Source organism: Plantactinospora sp. CA-294935, assembly GCF_050936445.1.
Classification (GTDB): Bacteria; Actinomycetota; Actinomycetes; order Mycobacteriales; family Micromonosporaceae; genus Plantactinospora.
This window is the reverse complement of record NZ_JBNJMU010000001.1, coordinates 4,149,763-4,166,062: the sequence shown is the minus strand read 5'-3', so window position 1 is coordinate 4,166,062 and position 16,300 is coordinate 4,149,763. Positions and strand designations below refer to the sequence as shown.

The following is a 16,300-nucleotide window of genomic DNA, read 5'->3' as shown; positions in this document are numbered from 1 at the left end:
GGGCCGGAACGGCGCGGCCGCCGGCCCGGCTCCACCACCATCCACCGGTCGGACGCTGACCAGCGGCGGCGGACGGATCCGCCACCGCAGATATCCATCCATGGAGAGGAAAGAACCACAATGACCCGTGACGAGATCACCGCCGGCCTCGCCGAGATCCTCGAAGAGGTTGCCGGGGTGAGCCCGGACGACGTCGCCGAGGAGAAGTCGTTCACCGACGACCTCGACGTCGACTCGCTCTCCATGGTCGAGGTCGTGGTGGCCGCCGAGGAGAAGTTCGGCGTCAAGATCCCGGACAACGACGTCCAGAACCTCAAGACCGTCGGCGACGCCGTCGCCTACATCGAGGCGCAGTCCTGACCATGAGTCGTCCCGACGTCGTCGTCACCGGGCTCGGCGCGACGACCCCGCTCGGCGGGGACGTCGCGTCGACCTGGGAGGCCATGCTGGCAGGCCGCTCCGGGGTGGGTCCGCTCACCCAGGAGTGGGCCGGGCAGCTCCCGGTACGCATCGCCGCCCAGCTCGCGGTCGAACCGACCGAGAAACTGGACCGGGTCAAGCTGCGCCGGCTCGACCGGTCGGAGGCGATCGCACTGATCGCCGCGCACGAGGCCTGGGCGGACGCCGGCCTCGCCGACTCGCCGCCGGACCCGGAGCGGCTCGCGGTGAGCGTCGGCTCCGGCATCGGCGGGGCGCAGACCCTGCTCGCCCAGGACGACATCCTGGAGGCGTCCGGGCCGCGGCGGGTCTCCCCGCACACGGTCCCGATGCTGATGCCGAACGGCCCGGCCGCGTGGGTCGGGCTGGAGCTGGGTGCGCAGGCGGGAGTCCACTCGGTGGCCAGCGCCTGCGCCACCGGGGCCGAGGCGATCGCGCTCGGACTCGACATGATCCGCTCCGGCCGCGCCGACGTGGTGCTGGCCGGCGGCACCGAGGCGGTCGTGCACCCGCTGCCGATCGCCGGGTTCGCTTCGATGCGGGCGATGTCGACCCGCAACGACGACCCGGAGCGCGCCTCCCGACCGTGGGACAAGGGCCGGGACGGCTTCGTACTGGGCGAGGGGGCCGGCGCGGTCGTCCTGGAGCGGGCCGACCACGCCGCCGCGCGCGGGGCCCGGGTCTACGCCCGGCTGGCCGGCGCCGCGCTCACCTCCGACGGGTACGACATCGTGCAGCCGCATCCCGAGGGGCGCGGCGTGATCCGGGCGATCAACATGGCGATCGCCGACGCCGGCATCGACCGCTCGGACATCGTGCACGTCAACGCGCACGCCACCTCCACCCCGGTCGGTGACATCGCCGAGATCGTCGCCCTACGGTCCGCGCTCGGTACCCACCCGGTGCTGACCGCGACCAAGTCGATGACCGGGCACCTGCTGGGTGCCGCCGGCGCGCTGGAGTCGATCGCCACCATCCTGGCCATCCGGGACGGGGTGATCCCGCCGACGATCAACCTCGACGACCCCGACGACGCCCTCGACCTGGACGTCGCCGCGCACAAGGCCCGGCAGATGGACGTGCCGGCGGCGCTCAACAACGGATTCGGATTCGGTGGCCACAACGCGGTCCTCGTCTTCGCCCGGGTCTGACCGTCCGCCGGATGTCCCGCTCCATCACCGGCGGTGCCGGCCGGGTACGCCCGGAGCGCGTACCCGGCCGGCACCGTCCGGTCGGCTGCCGATGGTAGATTTCGGTCGTTCTGGCGCCTGCCGCGCCACCGGTAGCGGCGGGCGCCGTTCCGCAGGACGGCGAGCCGAGGAGAGGCGCGGATGCTGGCGGCGTTGAAAGGGTTGCTCGGGCACGAGGCGCTGTACGTGGCCCTGCAGAAAGGCCTGGGCGCGGACCGGCTCCGCTACCGCTGCCTGGACGAACTCGCGCTGGTCGACGGCGACACGATCATCGACGTCGGCTGCGGCCCGGCCTACTACTTCGGGCGGCTGCCGAAGGTCCGCTACTACGGCTTCGACACCAGCGAGAAATACATCGCGCACGCCCGCAACCGCTGGGGCGGCGACGGCGTCGAGTTCCGCTGCGAGATCTTCGGCGAGCAGCACCTGGCCCAGATCCCGCCGGCCAACGCGATCCTGCTGCTCGGGCTGCTGCACCACCTCTCCGACGACGAATGCCGGCACCTGTTGCGGGTCTCGGCCAAGGCGCTCGCCCCGGGCGGCCGGGTGATCGCCGTCGACCCCACCCTGGTGCCGGGCCAGCACCCGATCTCCCGGTGGATGTCGCGCAACGACCGCGGCGAGTACGTCCGTACCCCCGAGGCGTTCGTGGCACTCGGCCGGGAGACCTTCGCGGACGTCGACGGCGAGGTCGTGGACGACGCCACCCGGATACCGACCAGCCACTGGATGATGCGGATGCGAACTCCGGCACTCGTTCCCGACGCCAACTGACGGCCGCGATGACCACCCCGCTGCACAACTGGGCCGGCAACGTCGACTTCCGGGCACGCCGGCTGCACCGGCCGGGCTCGCTGGCCGAGCTGCGCTCGCTGGTCGCCGGCAGCGACCGGATCCGCGCCCTCGGCACCGGGCACTCCTTCAACCGGATCGCCGACACCACCGGCGACCTCGTCTCGGTCGCCGGCCTGCCGCCGGTGCTGGAGGTCGACCGGGCGGCCCGCACCGTCACCGTCTCGGCGGCGCTCCGCTACGGCGACCTGGTCGGCGAGCTGCACCGGGCCGGCTTCGCCCTGCACAACCTCGGCTCGCTGCCGCACATCTCGGTGGCCGGCGCCTGCGCCACCGGCACCCACGGTTCGGGGCCGGACAACGGCAACCTCGCCACCGCGGTCGCCGCGCTGGAGCTGGTCACCGCCGACGGCGGCCTGGTGACGCTGCGCCGCGGCGCCGACGGCGACGACTTCCTCGGCGCTGTGGTCGGGCTCGGCGCGCTCGGCGTGGTCACCCGGCTCACCCTCGATCTCGTCCCGACCTTCGAGATCGCCCAGTACGTCTACGACGACCTGCCCCGCGACCAGCTCGACGCACACGCCACCGAGATCCTGGGCGGCGGCTACAGCGTCAGCCTCTTCACCGACTGGACCGGTCCCCGGATCAACCAGGTGTGGGTGAAGCGCCGGGTGGACGCGGCCGGCGGAGGTGCCGCCGAGCCACACTGGCACGGTGCCACCCTGGCGGCCGAGCCCCGGCACCCGGTGCCGGGGATGGCGACGGTGCACTGCACCGAGCAGCTCGGCGTGCCGGGGCCCTGGCACGCCCGGCTGCCGCACTTCCGGCTCGAATTCACGCCCAGCAGCGGCGAGGAACTCCAGTCGGAGTTCTTCGTGCCGCGTGAACACCTGGTCGCGGCGCTGACCGCGCTGGACGGCATCGCCGACCGGATCGCCGCGGTGCTGCAGATCTCGGAGATCCGCACCATCGCCGCCGACGAGCTGTGGCTGAGCCCGAGCTACCGGCGGGACAGCGCCGCCCTGCACTTCACCTGGGTCAAGGACACCGAGGCGGTGCTCCCGGTGCTGGCGGCGGTCGAGGAGCGGCTCGCGCCGTACGCGCCCCGGCCGCACTGGGGCAAGCTCTTCGGCACCCCGCCGGAGCAGCTCCGCGACCGCTACGACCGGTACGCCGACTTCGCCAAGCTGGTCCGCCGGTACGACCCGAGCGGCAAGTTCCGCAACGAAATGCTGGACCGCTACTTCCCCGCCGGCTGAGCCCGCCCTCGGCGGTTCAGGGAATCTGGTAGACGGCCATCCGGCCGTTCTCGTACCGCAGCCGGGCCAGTCGGCCCAGCTCCGGGGACTCCGTACCCACCGACCGGTCCACCACCAGCCAGCGCACGGCGTGCCGGTCCCGCAGTTCACGCAGCCCGGCCTCGGTCGGCTCGGTGAACGCCGCGTCGTTGCGCCGCAACAGCTCCTGGTCCCAGAACGGGGTGTACGCGCCGGACGCCGCCACCCGGGGCGCGAATCCCCAGCCCTCGACGAGTACCCGGCGCTCGGCGTAGGCGCTGAGCCAGAACGAGCGGGCGTCGCACCAGCCGTTCACCACCGCCAGGCAGTGCACGTTGGTCGCCAGCACGTCGCCGGGTTCACTGTGCTCCCGCGCCCACCGGGCGGCGTCGACCCGGCTCTTCGGCAGCGCGATGTTGGCGTACGCGCCGCCGTTCGGGGAGCGTTCCGATTTGCGCATGTCCATCAGCAGGCCGGGCGCTCCGACCACCAGCACGGCGGTGAGCAGTGCGATCGCGCCGCGCTTGTGCAGCGCGGCGATGCCGAGGCTGGCCGGCAGCCAGATCCCGATGGCGATCACCGCCAGCACCGCGAGCCCCGCCGACCACCAGAGCAGTGGCCGCAGCCAGTCGAACATGGTCTCCCCGGCGGCCGGCTCGGCGTACCGGAACTGGAACGCGACCAGCGCGGCGGCCACGGCGAGCGCGCAGAGCCCGAGCACCGTACCGGAGCGCCGGGTCAGCTTGGCCCGCTCGGCGACCATCACGTACCCCCAGGCGGAGAGGACCACCGCGAAGGTGAACCCGGCCCGGGTGAAGTACTGGTTCGCCCCGCCGGGCTGGCGCAGCAGCAGGTAGAGCACCGGGCCGGCCAGCGCGCCGCCGAGCAGGAACCACTGCACCGGTTCGAGCCGGCCCCGGCGCAGCCAGAGCAGCGGGCCGATGCCCACCACCCGGAGCTGCATGTTCAGCAGAAAGGCGGCGGCCACGGCGAGGTACACCAGCGGGAGGGGCCAGCCTTCCGGCGGCGGTGTCCAGTACGGCTCCAGGCTGTTGGCCAGCGGATCGACCTCCATCCCGTACGCCTTGAACCGGTAGAGCACGGCGGTGGCGAAGAGTTGCGCGGCGGCGGTGGCCAGCCCCGCACCGACCACCAGCCACGGGATCCGTCGGGTGGCGACCAGCAGGGCGACCGCGGTGAACGCCAGCGCCAGCCCGACCACCGGCAGCGAGCTGGCCTTCGCCCCGCTGGAGGCGAGCATCAGCAGCGGGGCGAGCACGAACGCGCCCCGGCCGATCGCGGCCACCGGCCGGTCCGGGCGCCGGTCCACCACGTCGGCGAGTACCGCGATCAGCGCGATCAGCAGCACCCAGCTGTAGATCATCGACATGCCGTGCCAGATCACGAACGACGCCTGGGTGCCGAACGGCATCGTCACCGGGTCGGTGAAGTTGGTCTCCCCGATCACGAAGAAGAGCACTGCGGCGATCGCGCCGACCGCCGGCCGCCCGCTGACCCGCCAGCCCAGCACGGCGGTGAGCACGATCGCCGCCGCGCACAGCGCCGGGATGGTGAGCCGGAGCGCCACCACCGGCAGGTCGATCCCGCCGATCAGGCTGGTCGCGGCCATGTGCACGTAGCCGAACCAGTGGTAGTCGAGCGGTTCGGCGGCGACCTGGGGCAGGTGGATCGGGAACTGGTGCTTCGCCTCGCCGGCCAGCGAGAGCTGGTAGGCGAGGTCCAGGTATTGGTGGGTCTCCTCGGAGGTGGGCAGGATCGGGTTGCGTTCCAGGAAGGTGCTGGAGAGATAGGTGGTGAAGAACGCCACCGCCCCGGCCACCGACCACGACCAGCCGACCGGGGTGGGCCGGTAGTCCCGGACCAGCCAGTGCCGGCGCAGCCGGGGCACCGCCAGGAAGAGCGCGACGATCGCCGCCGGCCAGGTCCAGAGCCAGCCGGCGAGGCCGAGCCAGGCGTACAGCGCCCAGGCCGGCAACTCCAGGACCAGCCCGACGGCGGCACCCATCGCCACGTCCTCGACCAGGGTGTGCGGCCGGCGGCGCAGCGCCCGGTAGACCAGGGTGCCCGGCAGGATCAGGGCCAGCAGCAGGTAGCCCGCATACCGGGCGAGGTCGGCGGGGTCGGTGTCGGCGGCCAGCAGTACCACGGCGAAGTGGCCGGCGCCGACCAGCAGCGGTGCCCAGCGGAGCAGTGCGGGTGCCGGCGGCGGTGCGGCCGGGGCGGCGGAGTCGGCCACCGCCGCTTCGGTAGCGGTCACCGTACCGCCCGCACGCCACCGTTGTGGCTGGCCTGGCCTTCGGATGTTCCTCCGGCCGGGGTCGCCGCCGGCCGTTCGGCGGCGTTCCGCGCGGCCGGCGCGGTCGTGGTGTGGTCGTCGTCGCGCTCGGGCGGGTCGGGCGCGGGCGGCGTACCGGTGGCCGGGGACGACTCGTCGACCAGGTCGGCGGTGTCCGAGCCGATGAAGTAGGCCGGTCGGCCCTGCACCGCCGCGTAGATCCGGGCGACGTACTCGCCGAGCAGCCCGAGGCAGAGCAACTGGACGGCGCCGAGGAAGAGCACCGCGACGTAGAGCGAGGCCCAGCCGGTGACGGTCGAGTCGCGGAAGTACATGACGACCGCGAAGACCACCATCACCACGCAGAGCAGCATGCCGCCGGCACCGAGCCAGGTCGCCACCCGCAGCGGCGCCGCGGAGAAGCTGGTGATGCTGTCGGTGGCCAGCCGGAACATCCGGGACAGCGAGTATTTGGTGCTGCCCGCCGCCCGTGCCTCGCGGACGTAGCTCACCTCGCCGCTGGGGAAGCCCAGCCAGGGCACCACCAGCCGGAGCACCGGGCGACGTTCGGGCAACTCGCGCAGTGCCTCGACGGTCGCCCGGCTGAGCAGCCGGAAGTCACCCGCCTGGGCCGGTACGGAGTTGCCGACCAGCCGGCGCACCAGCCGGTAGTAGAGGCCCGCGGTGAAGCGCTTGAACCTGGTGTCGGTGGAGCGGTCCGCGCGTACCCCGTAGACGATGTCCAGTCCCTCGTCGCGGGCCAGCCGCAGCATCTCGACCAGGACCTCCGGCGGGTCCTGGAGGTCGGCGTCGATGCTGGCGACGTAGCCGCCCCGGGCCCGGAACAGCCCGGCGATCAGCGCCGCCTGGTGCCCGCTGTTGCGGCGCAGCCGGATGACCCGCAGTTGCGGCCAGCCGCGTCGCATCCCGACCAGGATCGCCGGAGTGGCGTCGCTGCTGCCGTCGTCGACCGCGACCACCTCGTACGGCTCGCCGAGCCCGTCGAGCACCGGCCGCAGCCGTTGGACCAGCAACGGGAGGACGTTCTCCTCGTTGTAGATCGGTACGACCACGGAGAGGGTCGGCTCCCGGCTCGTCACCGCCCGCACACCCCCCGTCTCCCGCTCACCGGACAGCCGAACGCTACCAGCCAGCCCAGTGACTGATCTCACCAGCGGCCGGGCTCCCCGGCCCGGTCAGGAGCAGCTCGTCCTGGGCAGCCCACCCACCGGCACCGGGGACCGCCCGGTCGGCCGGGCGCGGCCGGTCAGCACCTCCGCGAGCGCGGTCAACGAGGCCGGATTCGACGAGTACGTCGCCAGCAGCACCTTGGAGTTGGCCCGGCCGAGCAGGTACGGGGTGTCCATCGCCACCGTCACGGTCGCGTCGCCGCGCAGGTCGGCGGCGGTGTCGCCGTACCCGACGAGGTGCACCACCGCCCCGCCGGACGGTGTCACCTTGACCCCGGCGGCGCGGAGCGCCTGGCTGAGCCGGTCCCGGCTCCGCTCCCGGCCGCTCGCCGCGGTCACCGTCACCGGTCCGGTCAGCAGCGGCCCGCCGCAGCGACCGCGCAGCATGGTGATCGACGATGCCGCCGCCCGGCGGGCTGCCTCCTGGTGGCCGGCGCTGTTCAGCGTGCCCATCTCCGGCCTGGGCCGCTCGGCCAGCCGGAACTTCAGCGTGAGCACCCGGGTCACCGCCTCCACCAGCCGGGCCCGGGGCAGCGAGCCGTCCCGCAGCGCGGCCAGCACCCCGTTGTACGCCTCCGTGACGTTCGGCGGCATCAGCACCAGGTCGTTGCCGGCGTTCAGCGCCCGGACCGCGGTCGTGCCGGCCGGCTGCTTCGCCACCGCCGCCATGTCCATCGCGTCCGTCACCAGCACACCGGTGAAGCCGAGCTGCCCGCGGAGCATGTCGGTGAGCAGCTTGCGGGAGAAGGTGGCCGGCACCTCCGGGTCGACCGCCCGCACGTCGAGGTGCCCGGCCATCACCAGCCAGGCCCCGGCGGCGATCCCGGCCGAGAACGGCGGCAGGGCGGTGGACTCCAGCTTCTTCCGGTCGGCGGTGACCACCGGCAGGCCCTTGTGCGAGTCGGCGGCGGTCTGCCCGTGCCCCGGAAAGTGCTTGAGGGTGGCGGCGACGCCCGCGCCCTGCAATCCCCGCACGGCGGCGCCGACCTGCGCCCCCGCGGCGTTCGGATCCGCCCCGTACGAGCGGGAGCCGATCACCTTGCTGTTCGCCTCGAGTACGTCGGCGCTCGGCGCGAAGTCGACGTTCACCCCGAGCGCGGCGAGTTCCGTGCCGGCGGCCCGCCAGGCCGACTCGGTGATCGCCGGGTCACCGGCCGCGCCGAAGGCCATCGGGCTGGGCAGGTTGGTCACCCCGTCGGAGATCCGGGTGACCACGCCGAACTCCTGGTCGATGCCGACCAGCGCACCGGCGGCACCGGCCGGCAGTTTTCCGGCCGCGGCCTGTAGTCCGGCGGTCAGCTCGCGTACCTGCGCCGGGTTGTCGACGTTGGTGGTCGGGTTGGTGTCGCTGGTCGGGTCGTCCGCGGAGAAGCCGACCAGGATCAGCCCGCCCAGCCGGTACTTGGCGATCATCTCGGCCGGGGTCTCCACCCCGGCCAGCTTCCGGTTGCCGGCCGCCGAACCGCCGGAGACCTTGGTCGCCGAGTTGCCGTAGGCGTACGGCATCAGCACCTGGCCGACCAGGTCCTCGTCGGCGAGGGTGCCGACCAGCCGGGCGGCCCGGGTCGCCGGGTCCGGCGTCGGGGCGGCGCCGGTCGACGAGGGCGACGGCGACGCGGCCCCGGGAGCCGCCTCCGGCTCCCGCGAGCCGGCGCAGCCGGAGACGATCAAGGCGGTGACGAGGGGAAGCACGACCAGTGCGCGCCGGAGGGGAGTCGACACGCCCGCTATCCCACCAGCCCGCCACCGCCCGGGCAACTTGACCAAGGACCCGGAACACGGGGTCCGGACGGCGTCCGACCGGCGCCTCGACCCGGACGGCGCCGGTCGGACCGGCGTGACCGACCCCACGGGTTGCCCACCCCCGGCGGCCCGCTGACGACCACCACGGCCGGCCCGCCGACTCGTCGGCGGCGGCCCGGTCGGCGGCGTAGCGCCCGGGCCGAGCCGGCGGGCGTCGCTCAGCCGACCCGGGTGAGCAGGGTGACCGGGGCGCCGTCCCCGGCGTACCGGTACGGTTCGAGTTCGGCGTCCCAGGCGGTACCCATCGCCTTGTCGAGCGCGTGCGCGAGCGCCTCCGGCGCCCGGGCCGACTCCATGATCGATCGCAGCCGGTCCTCGCCGAGCTGGATGTCGCCGGCCGCTCCGGCGGTGGCCCGGAAGAGCCCCCGGCCGGGCACGTACATGAACCGCTCACCGTCGACGCCGGGACTCGGCTCCTCGGTGACCTCGAAACGGATCATGGGCCACTGTCTCAGGGCAGCCGCCAGCTCCGCGCCGGTCCCAGGCCGGCCGGACCACCCGCACTCCGCCCGACGGGCGCCCGGATCGACCGGCTGGGCCGTCCAGTGCAGGGTGACCGGCGCGGTAAGGACGCGCGCGATCGCCCACTCGACGTGCTGGCACACGGCGAGTGGGGTCGAGTGGACGTATACGACGCCACGCGTTGGCACGGTGACCTCCCGGAGAGCGAGGTGCGTCTTCCCCTACGACCTCGACCTCGGCGGGCTGATCTCCCGTGCGATTGCTGGAACACATGATGACTTGTGTGACGGATGGTACGCCAGGGATTCACGAAACTGCCCCGGGGGAATAGCCGTACCGGTGACGGTAGTTGGACCGCACGTCAGCGGCGGTAGCCGTCCGGCCATCACCGTTGTCGTGTAAAATTTGCCCGGCGGCGTCTGCCGCCCAGGCCGTCCCCTCGGACTACCCAGTCCTCCCGTACGTCTTCAAGGAGTACCTCCGTGGCGAGCAACACCTCCAAGACCGCGCGCGCATCCGTCCGTGCCGGCCAGGCAGGCCAGGGTGGCGCCCTGAGCGTGCTCGGTGAGTTCAAGTACCTCATCCCGCTCAACGGCGGCAAGCACGCCTACGTGCGGAACCTGACCAACGGCAAGACCTCGCACCTGCGCACCGACTCCGAGGCTTTCGTCGAGGAGATCCGGACGCTCGCCGGTGCCGGCCACGCCGTCAAGATCCGGGCCGAGCTGAACAACCTGGCCGCCACGTACCCGGCCGACGGCTGGGACACCACCGAGAAGCGGCTGGTCGAGGCCGGCGTCTTCGAGGCCTGAGCCCACCGGCACGATCAGCTTCACCACCCGTAACGCCCCGACCCGGATCGTCCCGCGTCGGGGCGTTCAGGTCTGCGCCGGGCGTTTCCGCACCGCCCGGCCCGACCCGCCGGGGCGGATGATTCGCCGGGACGGCGCGCGGGTATCCACCGTTACGGCGACGCGTTCCGGCAGGCCGGGGAGGGCGGCGCCGCGCCGGCCCGACCCGTCGGCGCCACCCCGGCGGAGCGCCCATCTGTCACCGTGGGTACGGCTACCCCGGCTCGACGCGGAGGTGACCATGCCCGACCCGGTCCCGGTACGCCTCTCCGACGGCGTACGGCTGCACGTCGACGTCTCCGGCCCGGACACCGCCCCGCTGACCGTGGTGCTGCTGCACGGCTGGACCCTGGACGGGCGCACCTGGCACCGGCAGCTGACCGCGCTGCGCGAGACGTACGGCGCCACCGTCCGGGTGGTCTGCTACGACGCCCGCGGGCACGGCCGGTCCGGCCCGACCACGCTGCGCTCGGCCACCCTCGCCCGGCTCGGCGACGACCTGGCCGAGGTGCTCGCCCAGGTGGCGCCGACCGGGCCGGTGGTGCTGGTCGGGCACTCGATGGGCGGCATGACGGTGATGGAGTACGCCCACCGGCACCCCGCCGACTTCGCCCGCCGGGTCGCCGGGCTCGTCTTCGTGGCCACCACCGCCGAGGGACACACGCACACCGGGTACGGCGTACCGGCACCGCTGGCCCGGCTGATCCGGGTCACCGAGACCACCTGCGCCGGGCTACTGGCCCGGTGCGGCGGTTGGCGTACCCCGGCACCCCTGCTGCACGCGCTCCGCCCGACCCTGCGCTGGCTGCTCTTCGGCGACGTCTGCGACCCGGCCGACATCCGGCTGACCACCTCGGCGGTGGCCCGGGCCTCGTTCGTCTCGATCGGCGGGTTCCGGCCCTCCATCGGGGCGCAGCAACGGCTGGAGACGCTCGCCACCCTCGGCGACCTGCCGGTGGCGGCCCTGGTCGGCGACCGCGACCGGCTCACCCCACCGCCCTGCACGGTGTCGATCAGCGAGGCGCTGCCCTCGGCCGCGCTGACCGTCTGCCCCGGCGCCGGCCACATGCTGATGCTGGAACGCCCCGACGAGGTCACCACCGCGCTCCGCTCGGTCGTCGACCGGGTCCGGCCGGCGACGAAGATCACCCGGAAGGCGACCGCCGCCGCCCGGGCGAAACGCGCCGTGACCATCCTCGAACAGCCCAGACGGGTCGGCGCCCGGCGCGGCGCACCATGCCCCTGAACCCGATCGGGGCGCTGCGGGACTGGCGTGGCCGAGTCGGAGGCTGCCGGCACGGCGTACCCTCGCTTCCTGGCAATTCGGCGCGCGGCCGTCCGGACCTCCGGTGCCGGACGGCCGCGTCGCCACAGATCGATCTCCGGGAGCAGACGCGTTGACGGACCACACCACGCTGCGGCAGGAGATCGAAGCCGAACAGCGCCACCTGGACCGGGTCTACGCCCGGCTGGCGCAGTTGCGGCACTCCGCCGTGCTGGCCGAGCGGGAGGGCTACCAACTGGCCCGGGTCGGCAACTTCGGCGCGCTGGTGGAACGGGACGCGATGGTCTTCCACGCCGCCCGGCGCCGGCACACCCTGGACGCCGAGCACGAAGGGCTGGTCTTCGGCCGGCTGGACCTGAACACCGGGCAGGTGCTGCACGTCGGCCGGCTCGGCGTACGCGGCGAGCACGCCGAACCGCTGGTGATCGACTGGCGGGCACCGGCCGCCGCCGCGTTCTACCAGGCCACCGCGGCCGACCCGCAGGGGGTGGTACGCCGCCGCGTGATCACCTCCAGCGGCGAGCGGGTGACCCGGATCTCCGACGACCTGCTCGACCCGGCGGCGGCACCGGACGGGATGCGGGTGGTCGGCGACGGCGCCATGCTCGCCACCCTGTCCCGGACCACCGGCCGGGAGATGCGCGACATCGTCGCCACCATCCAGCGGGAACAGGACGAGGCGATCCGCTCCCCGGCCGGCGGGGTGACCGTGGTCTCCGGCGGTCCGGGCACCGGCAAGACGGCGGTGGCCCTGCACCGGGCCGCCTACCTGCTCTACTCCGACCGCAACCGGTTCGCCGGCGGCGGGGTGCTGGTGGTGGGCCCGTCCGCCGTCTTCGTCGACTACATCGCCTCGGTGCTCCCCTCGCTCGGCGAGAACGCCGCCACCCTGCACTCGCTCGGCTCGCTCTTCGACGGCGTCGAGGCCACCCGCACCGATCCGGTGGCGGTCGCCGCGGTCAAGGGCTCGCTGCGGATGCGCCGGGTGCTGGAGCGGGCGGTCCGGGACCAGGTCCCGGACGCCCCCGCCGAGCTGCGGCTGCTCTACCGGGGCGAACTGCTCCGGCTGCACGGCGCCGAGCTGGAGCGGATCCGGACCCGGGCGCTGCCGCCGGGCGCCCGCCGCAACGAGGTCCGCCGGGCCGGCTTCGACGGCATCTTCGCCGCGCTCTGGGCACAGGCCCAGGAACTGCGGGTCGGCCGGCTGCCCGACCAGCGGACCTTCGAGGACGACATCGCCGAGCGGCCCGAGTTCCGGGACTTCCTGCGCGCCTGGTGGCCCCGGCTGCACCCCCGGCACGTACTGCCCTGGCTGGCCGAGCCGGAGCGGCTGCGCCGGTACACCGCCGGGATCCTGTCCCGGGCCGAGACCCGGCTGCTCGCCGAGGCGTACCGGACGCTGGGCAGCGCGGGGCCGACCGTCGCCGACGTCGCACTGCTGGACGAACTCGACCACCTGCTGGGCCGGCCGCCCCGACCGGCGCGGCGCAACCGCGACCCGTACCAGTTGGCCGGCGGGGTCCGCGAGGTGACCACGTACGCGGACCGGCAGCGCTCGGCCCGGACCGGCCGGGACGCCGCCGCCGAACGGCCGGCCGACTACCGCGAGTACGCCCACGTGGTGGTCGACGAGTCCCAGGACGTCTCCCCGATGCAGTGGCGGATGCTGGGCCGCCGGGGCCGGCTCGCCTCCTGGACCGTGGTCGGCGACCCGGCCCAGACCGCCTGGACGGGTGACCCGGCCGAGCTGTCCCGGGCCCAGGACAAGGCGCTGGGCCGGCGCCCCCGGCACGAGTTCACCCTCACCACCAACTACCGCAACTCGGCGGAGATCTTCGCGGCGGCGGCCCGGGTGATCCGCGAGGTCTTCCCCGACCTGCCACTGCCGGTGGCGGTGCGGGCCACCGGGGTACCCCCGGTCGAGCTGGTGGTGCCGGCCGCCGAACTGCCGGACGCGGTCCGGGAGGCGGTGGCGAAGCTGCTCGCCGAGGTCGAGGGGACGGTCGGGGTGATCAGCGCGGTCGACCGCCGGGCCGAGGTCGCCGGCTGGCTGGAGCCGGCTGCCGACCCGCGCCTCCAGGTGGTCGACACCATGCAGGCCAAGGGCCTGGAGTACGACGGCGTCGTGCTGGTCGGCCCGACCGAGATCCGGGCGGACTCGGCCGCCGGGGTACGCACCCTCTACGTCGCGCTCTCCCGGGCCACCCAGCGACTCAGCACCGTCGACCCGCTCTGACGGCTCCCGGGCTCGGCCGCCGCCCCCGGCCTGACGGCTTTTCGGGTCGGGCCACTGCGAGTCGGGCGCCGGAGCGGTGACGGTTGCCGGGTCGGGCGGCCGGGCCGCCCCTGGCGGCTGCCCCGTCACGTGCAGAAAGCGGTGGTGGACCCGATGCTGCCCCGGTCCGGCAGGGGACGCCGCCAACACGGCAAGTCTCAAGATTCTTGGAGAGTTATGGTTCGCCACGAGCCCTAAGTTGCCAAGAATCTTGAGAGTTGTTCCATATCGTGGGCGCTGCAAGGCGGCCGGGGCTGGTAGATCGGCCGGCGGACGCATCAGCGCCCGCTCCTCAGCGGCGTACCCGCGCAAGTTCGAGGTCCCCGTACCCGCCGGCCCCCACGCCACACTCGAGCCATGCCCGGCGCGCATTAATGAGCCAAGTCGGGCCGCCCCCGGTCTGACGGCTTGCGGGTCGGGGCGCTGCGGGTCGGATCGCCCGGAAGCACGGGTCGGGCACGAGGAAGCGCCGCCACCGCCGCCGCCCCCGCCACCTCCGCCCCCGCCACCCCCGCAGCCGGAGGAGCCACAGCGCCCGTGGATCGATTTCCCCGACCGCCGCATCCCGCGCTGATCGTCGGGCTGATCATCTACTGGGTGCCCCGGCGCCGTTAGCGCCGGTCCGGCACCCCCCTGAAACGTCGGCACCGGCTTCCGCTTCCCCGCGCATCACCCGGGGCCGGCACCGACCGGGGAGCACCCCGGGGCCGCCGTCATCCCCTTTGGAGTGGCCTCGGGGTGCGACGACCCGGATCGTTCGTCGCGGATCTCCCGGCGGACGCGCAGGCGGCGGAACCAGTGGAGCAGCACGATGGTTTGCTCGACTACCCAGCGGCGGGTGCCGAGTCCTGAGCCGGGTGTGGTGCCGCGTCGGGCGCTGATCGGGGTGATGCCCTTGTCCCGAAACTGCCGGCGGTAGGTGGCGCACACCGCGACCGCGAGTCGGCCGGCCCCCTGGTAACAGCACGCCAGGCGGGTCGCGGGCCCACCAGAATCACCACCACGCCGGACGGCCACGGTAGCCGATGGGGCCCTCGCCAACCCGCTGATAGGTCCCCAGGAACCCGCCGTCGCCGAAGGCGACCGCGCCGTTGTTGCCGCGGCCGTCGCGCCAGGTCAGCCTGGTGACCGGGCGGCCAGCGACACCACCGCCAAGAGCAGGTCACCAGAGCGGTGCCACCCACCGCTCCAGCCCTCCTCGGTGGAGAAGCGCCGAGCTTCCTTGGCGACGGAGCCGCGCTCGATCAGCCGGCCGCGGAACTCTCTCGGCTGCTCACCCGGCTGCCGGCTCCAGCCGTAGAAGGCAGCCTGCTGCTTCTCGAACGTGATCGCATACTCGGCGCCGGACGCGTCCGCCCAGGCCACCTGGTCGAGGACGGCCTGCTCGCCACGGTCGATGAAGATGGTGACCTCACCGGCGTCGCTCGCGTACCGCAGCACCGGCTCGGCGATCGCCTGCCGTTCGAGCGCCAGCCCCGCCTGATCGTGTGCGTGCATCGGGTCGATCGTCACCCGGTACAACCACAGCATGCTCCGGGCGTCGTCACCGCTTTCGATCCGCAACGTGTTCCAGCCGGCCACCAACTCCTCGGCCGGGACCGCGAAGACCAGCCGTTGCGGGAGTCCACCGCCATTCGGGATCCGCAGCCGCTCGGCCAGGAGTCTGCCGTTGAGGCGAACGGTGAGCGGGGCGTATCCGGGCGCCCGGGAAAGCATCGACGCGAGCGCCACGAGGGCGACGCAGGCCTCACGGACGACGGCCGGGTCGGGCACGTCGAACTCCAGCTCGACCGACCCGCCGGCGCCGATGGCCAGGTGGTCGCCCGCAGCCGAGGACCGGTCGACGTCGGTGATCGTGACGTTCCCGATGCGTGGCGGCTCGGTGCCGAAGTCGGCGTAGGTGGGTTCCATCTGGATCCCGGCACGCCGCGGGGCCGTCGGCGGAGGAGCCGACGGGCGCAGCAGTAGCTCGTACGAAAAAACGGTGTGCTCGTCGTCGCCGTATCCGATGTTCGCGGCGCCGAAGGCGGGCCGCACCTTGCCGATGTGTAGTGCGCCAAGCGCGACCGCCCCGCGGGCTACGTAAAGCGGTTCGCCGCCGCTCTCCCGGCCCACCGGCAGCGCATCCCCGGGCACCGCGCCGCCGGACGCGACACCCCAGACGCCGCGATCCATCAGCACCTCGTACTCGTCGACGCTGACCTCTTTACCGCCCCAGGCCGCCAGGGCCGCGCCGAAACCGGGGCGGACCTTGCCCGGGTGCACACCGCCGTTCATCCGGACTCGGCACACCCACAGTGGCTCGCCGTCCGCCTCGTAGCCGTGCGGTACCGCGCCGGGTGGGATCCGGCCGCCGCGGGCAGTCTCCCAGCGATACCCATCGGCCGAAATATCCATTCCGTGAGGATAGATCAACAGGTTCAGGAATCGCGGACCACCGA

The 16,300-nt window shown here is 73.5% G+C and carries 13 protein-coding genes; 7 read left to right on the top strand and 6 right to left on the bottom strand.

Going from position 1 to position 16,300, the window contains the following annotated elements:
* Nucleotides 1-120: 120 nt before the first annotated feature.
* From ACQEVC_RS18625 to ACQEVC_RS18610, 4 genes are all read left to right on the top strand, one after another.
* Nucleotides 121-360: an acyl carrier protein gene (locus ACQEVC_RS18625; RefSeq protein WP_107261778.1), complete on the top strand. Its 240-nt coding sequence runs from the start codon at nucleotides 121-123 to the stop codon at nucleotides 358-360.
* A 2-nt stretch (nucleotides 361-362) separates the two neighbouring features.
* Nucleotides 363-1,589 (top strand): beta-ketoacyl-ACP synthase II, encoded by a 1,227-nt coding sequence (gene fabF, locus ACQEVC_RS18620; protein ID WP_432879057.1) that lies wholly within the window; start codon nucleotides 363-365, stop codon nucleotides 1,587-1,589.
* Nucleotides 1,590-1,769: 180 nt separating this feature from the next.
* Nucleotides 1,770-2,402 (top strand): SAM-dependent methyltransferase, encoded by a 633-nt coding sequence (locus ACQEVC_RS18615; protein WP_432879055.1) that lies wholly within the window; start codon nucleotides 1,770-1,772, stop codon nucleotides 2,400-2,402.
* An 8-nt stretch (nucleotides 2,403-2,410) separates the two neighbouring features.
* On the top strand, nucleotides 2,411-3,679 hold the full coding sequence (locus ACQEVC_RS18610; RefSeq protein WP_432879053.1) for a D-arabinono-1,4-lactone oxidase: 1,269 nt from the start codon (nucleotides 2,411-2,413) through the stop codon (nucleotides 3,677-3,679).
* Between the two features lie 16 nt (nucleotides 3,680-3,695).
* Here ACQEVC_RS18610 and ACQEVC_RS18605 read toward each other — a convergent pair whose 3' ends face one another.
* The 4 genes from ACQEVC_RS18605 to ACQEVC_RS18590 form a co-directional block, all read right to left on the bottom strand.
* Nucleotides 3,696-5,975: a hypothetical protein gene (locus tag ACQEVC_RS18605; protein WP_432879051.1), complete on the bottom strand. Its 2,280-nt coding sequence runs from the start codon at nucleotides 5,973-5,975 to the stop codon at nucleotides 3,696-3,698.
* Complete coding sequence (locus ACQEVC_RS18600; RefSeq protein ID WP_432879049.1) at nucleotides 5,972-7,093, bottom strand: glycosyltransferase family 2 protein; 1,122 nt, start codon at nucleotides 7,091-7,093, stop codon at nucleotides 5,972-5,974. Before ACQEVC_RS18600 ends, ACQEVC_RS18605 begins: the two co-directional genes overlap by 4 nt.
* A gap of 96 nt (nucleotides 7,094-7,189) precedes the next feature.
* Entirely contained in the window at nucleotides 7,190-8,905 is a 1,716-nt protein-coding gene (locus tag ACQEVC_RS18595; RefSeq protein WP_432879046.1) for a glycoside hydrolase family 3 protein, read from the bottom strand.
* Between the two features lie 239 nt (nucleotides 8,906-9,144).
* Nucleotides 9,145-9,636 (bottom strand): DUF3145 domain-containing protein, encoded by a 492-nt coding sequence (locus ACQEVC_RS18590; RefSeq protein WP_107261790.1) that lies wholly within the window; start codon nucleotides 9,634-9,636, stop codon nucleotides 9,145-9,147.
* 294 nt (nucleotides 9,637-9,930) lie between these two features.
* On the opposite strand from ACQEVC_RS18590, the gene ACQEVC_RS18585 reads away from it, so the two are divergent.
* The 3 genes from ACQEVC_RS18585 (at nucleotide 9,931) to ACQEVC_RS18575 (ending at nucleotide 13,820) form a co-directional block, all read left to right on the top strand.
* On the top strand, nucleotides 9,931-10,260 hold the full coding sequence (locus tag ACQEVC_RS18585; protein WP_101367378.1) for a hypothetical protein: 330 nt from the start codon (nucleotides 9,931-9,933) through the stop codon (nucleotides 10,258-10,260).
* Nucleotides 10,261-10,540: 280 nt separating this feature from the next.
* Complete coding sequence (locus ACQEVC_RS18580) at nucleotides 10,541-11,545, top strand: alpha/beta fold hydrolase (RefSeq protein WP_432879042.1); 1,005 nt, start codon at nucleotides 10,541-10,543, stop codon at nucleotides 11,543-11,545.
* Nucleotides 11,546-11,696: 151 nt separating this feature from the next.
* Nucleotides 11,697-13,820, top strand: a complete 2,124-nt coding sequence (locus ACQEVC_RS18575; RefSeq protein ID WP_432879040.1) for a HelD family protein — start codon at nucleotides 11,697-11,699, stop codon at nucleotides 13,818-13,820.
* A 1,033-nt stretch (nucleotides 13,821-14,853) separates the two neighbouring features.
* Here ACQEVC_RS18575 and ACQEVC_RS18570 read toward each other — a convergent pair.
* A complete protein-coding gene (locus ACQEVC_RS18570; protein ID WP_432891518.1) occupies nucleotides 14,854-14,979 on the bottom strand; it encodes a hypothetical protein in 126 nt (41 codons plus the stop codon).
* Nucleotides 14,976-16,256: a DM9 repeat-containing protein gene (locus ACQEVC_RS18565; RefSeq protein WP_432879036.1), complete on the bottom strand. Its 1,281-nt coding sequence runs from the start codon at nucleotides 16,254-16,256 to the stop codon at nucleotides 14,976-14,978. Before ACQEVC_RS18565 ends, ACQEVC_RS18570 begins: the two co-directional genes overlap by 4 nt.
* Nucleotides 16,257-16,300: the final 44 nt, after the last annotated feature.

What these genes read in the sequence shown, in the direction of transcription:
- fabF (WP_432879057.1), top strand. Translation starts at nt 363, where the DNA reads ATGAGTCGTCCCGACGTCGTCGTCACCGGGCTCGGCGCGACGACCCCG.
- ACQEVC_RS18610 (WP_432879053.1), top strand. Translation starts at nt 2,411, where the DNA reads ATGACCACCCCGCTGCACAACTGGGCCGGCAACGTCGACTTCCGGGCA.
- ACQEVC_RS18565 (WP_432879036.1), bottom strand. Translation starts at nt 16,256, where the DNA reads ATGGATATTTCGGCCGATGGGTATCGCTGGGAGACTGCCCGCGGCGGC.
- ACQEVC_RS18625 (WP_107261778.1), top strand. Translation starts at nt 121, where the DNA reads ATGACCCGTGACGAGATCACCGCCGGCCTCGCCGAGATCCTCGAAGAG.
- ACQEVC_RS18615 (WP_432879055.1), top strand. Translation starts at nt 1,770, where the DNA reads ATGCTGGCGGCGTTGAAAGGGTTGCTCGGGCACGAGGCGCTGTACGTG.
- ACQEVC_RS18580 (WP_432879042.1), top strand. Translation starts at nt 10,541, where the DNA reads ATGCCCGACCCGGTCCCGGTACGCCTCTCCGACGGCGTACGGCTGCAC.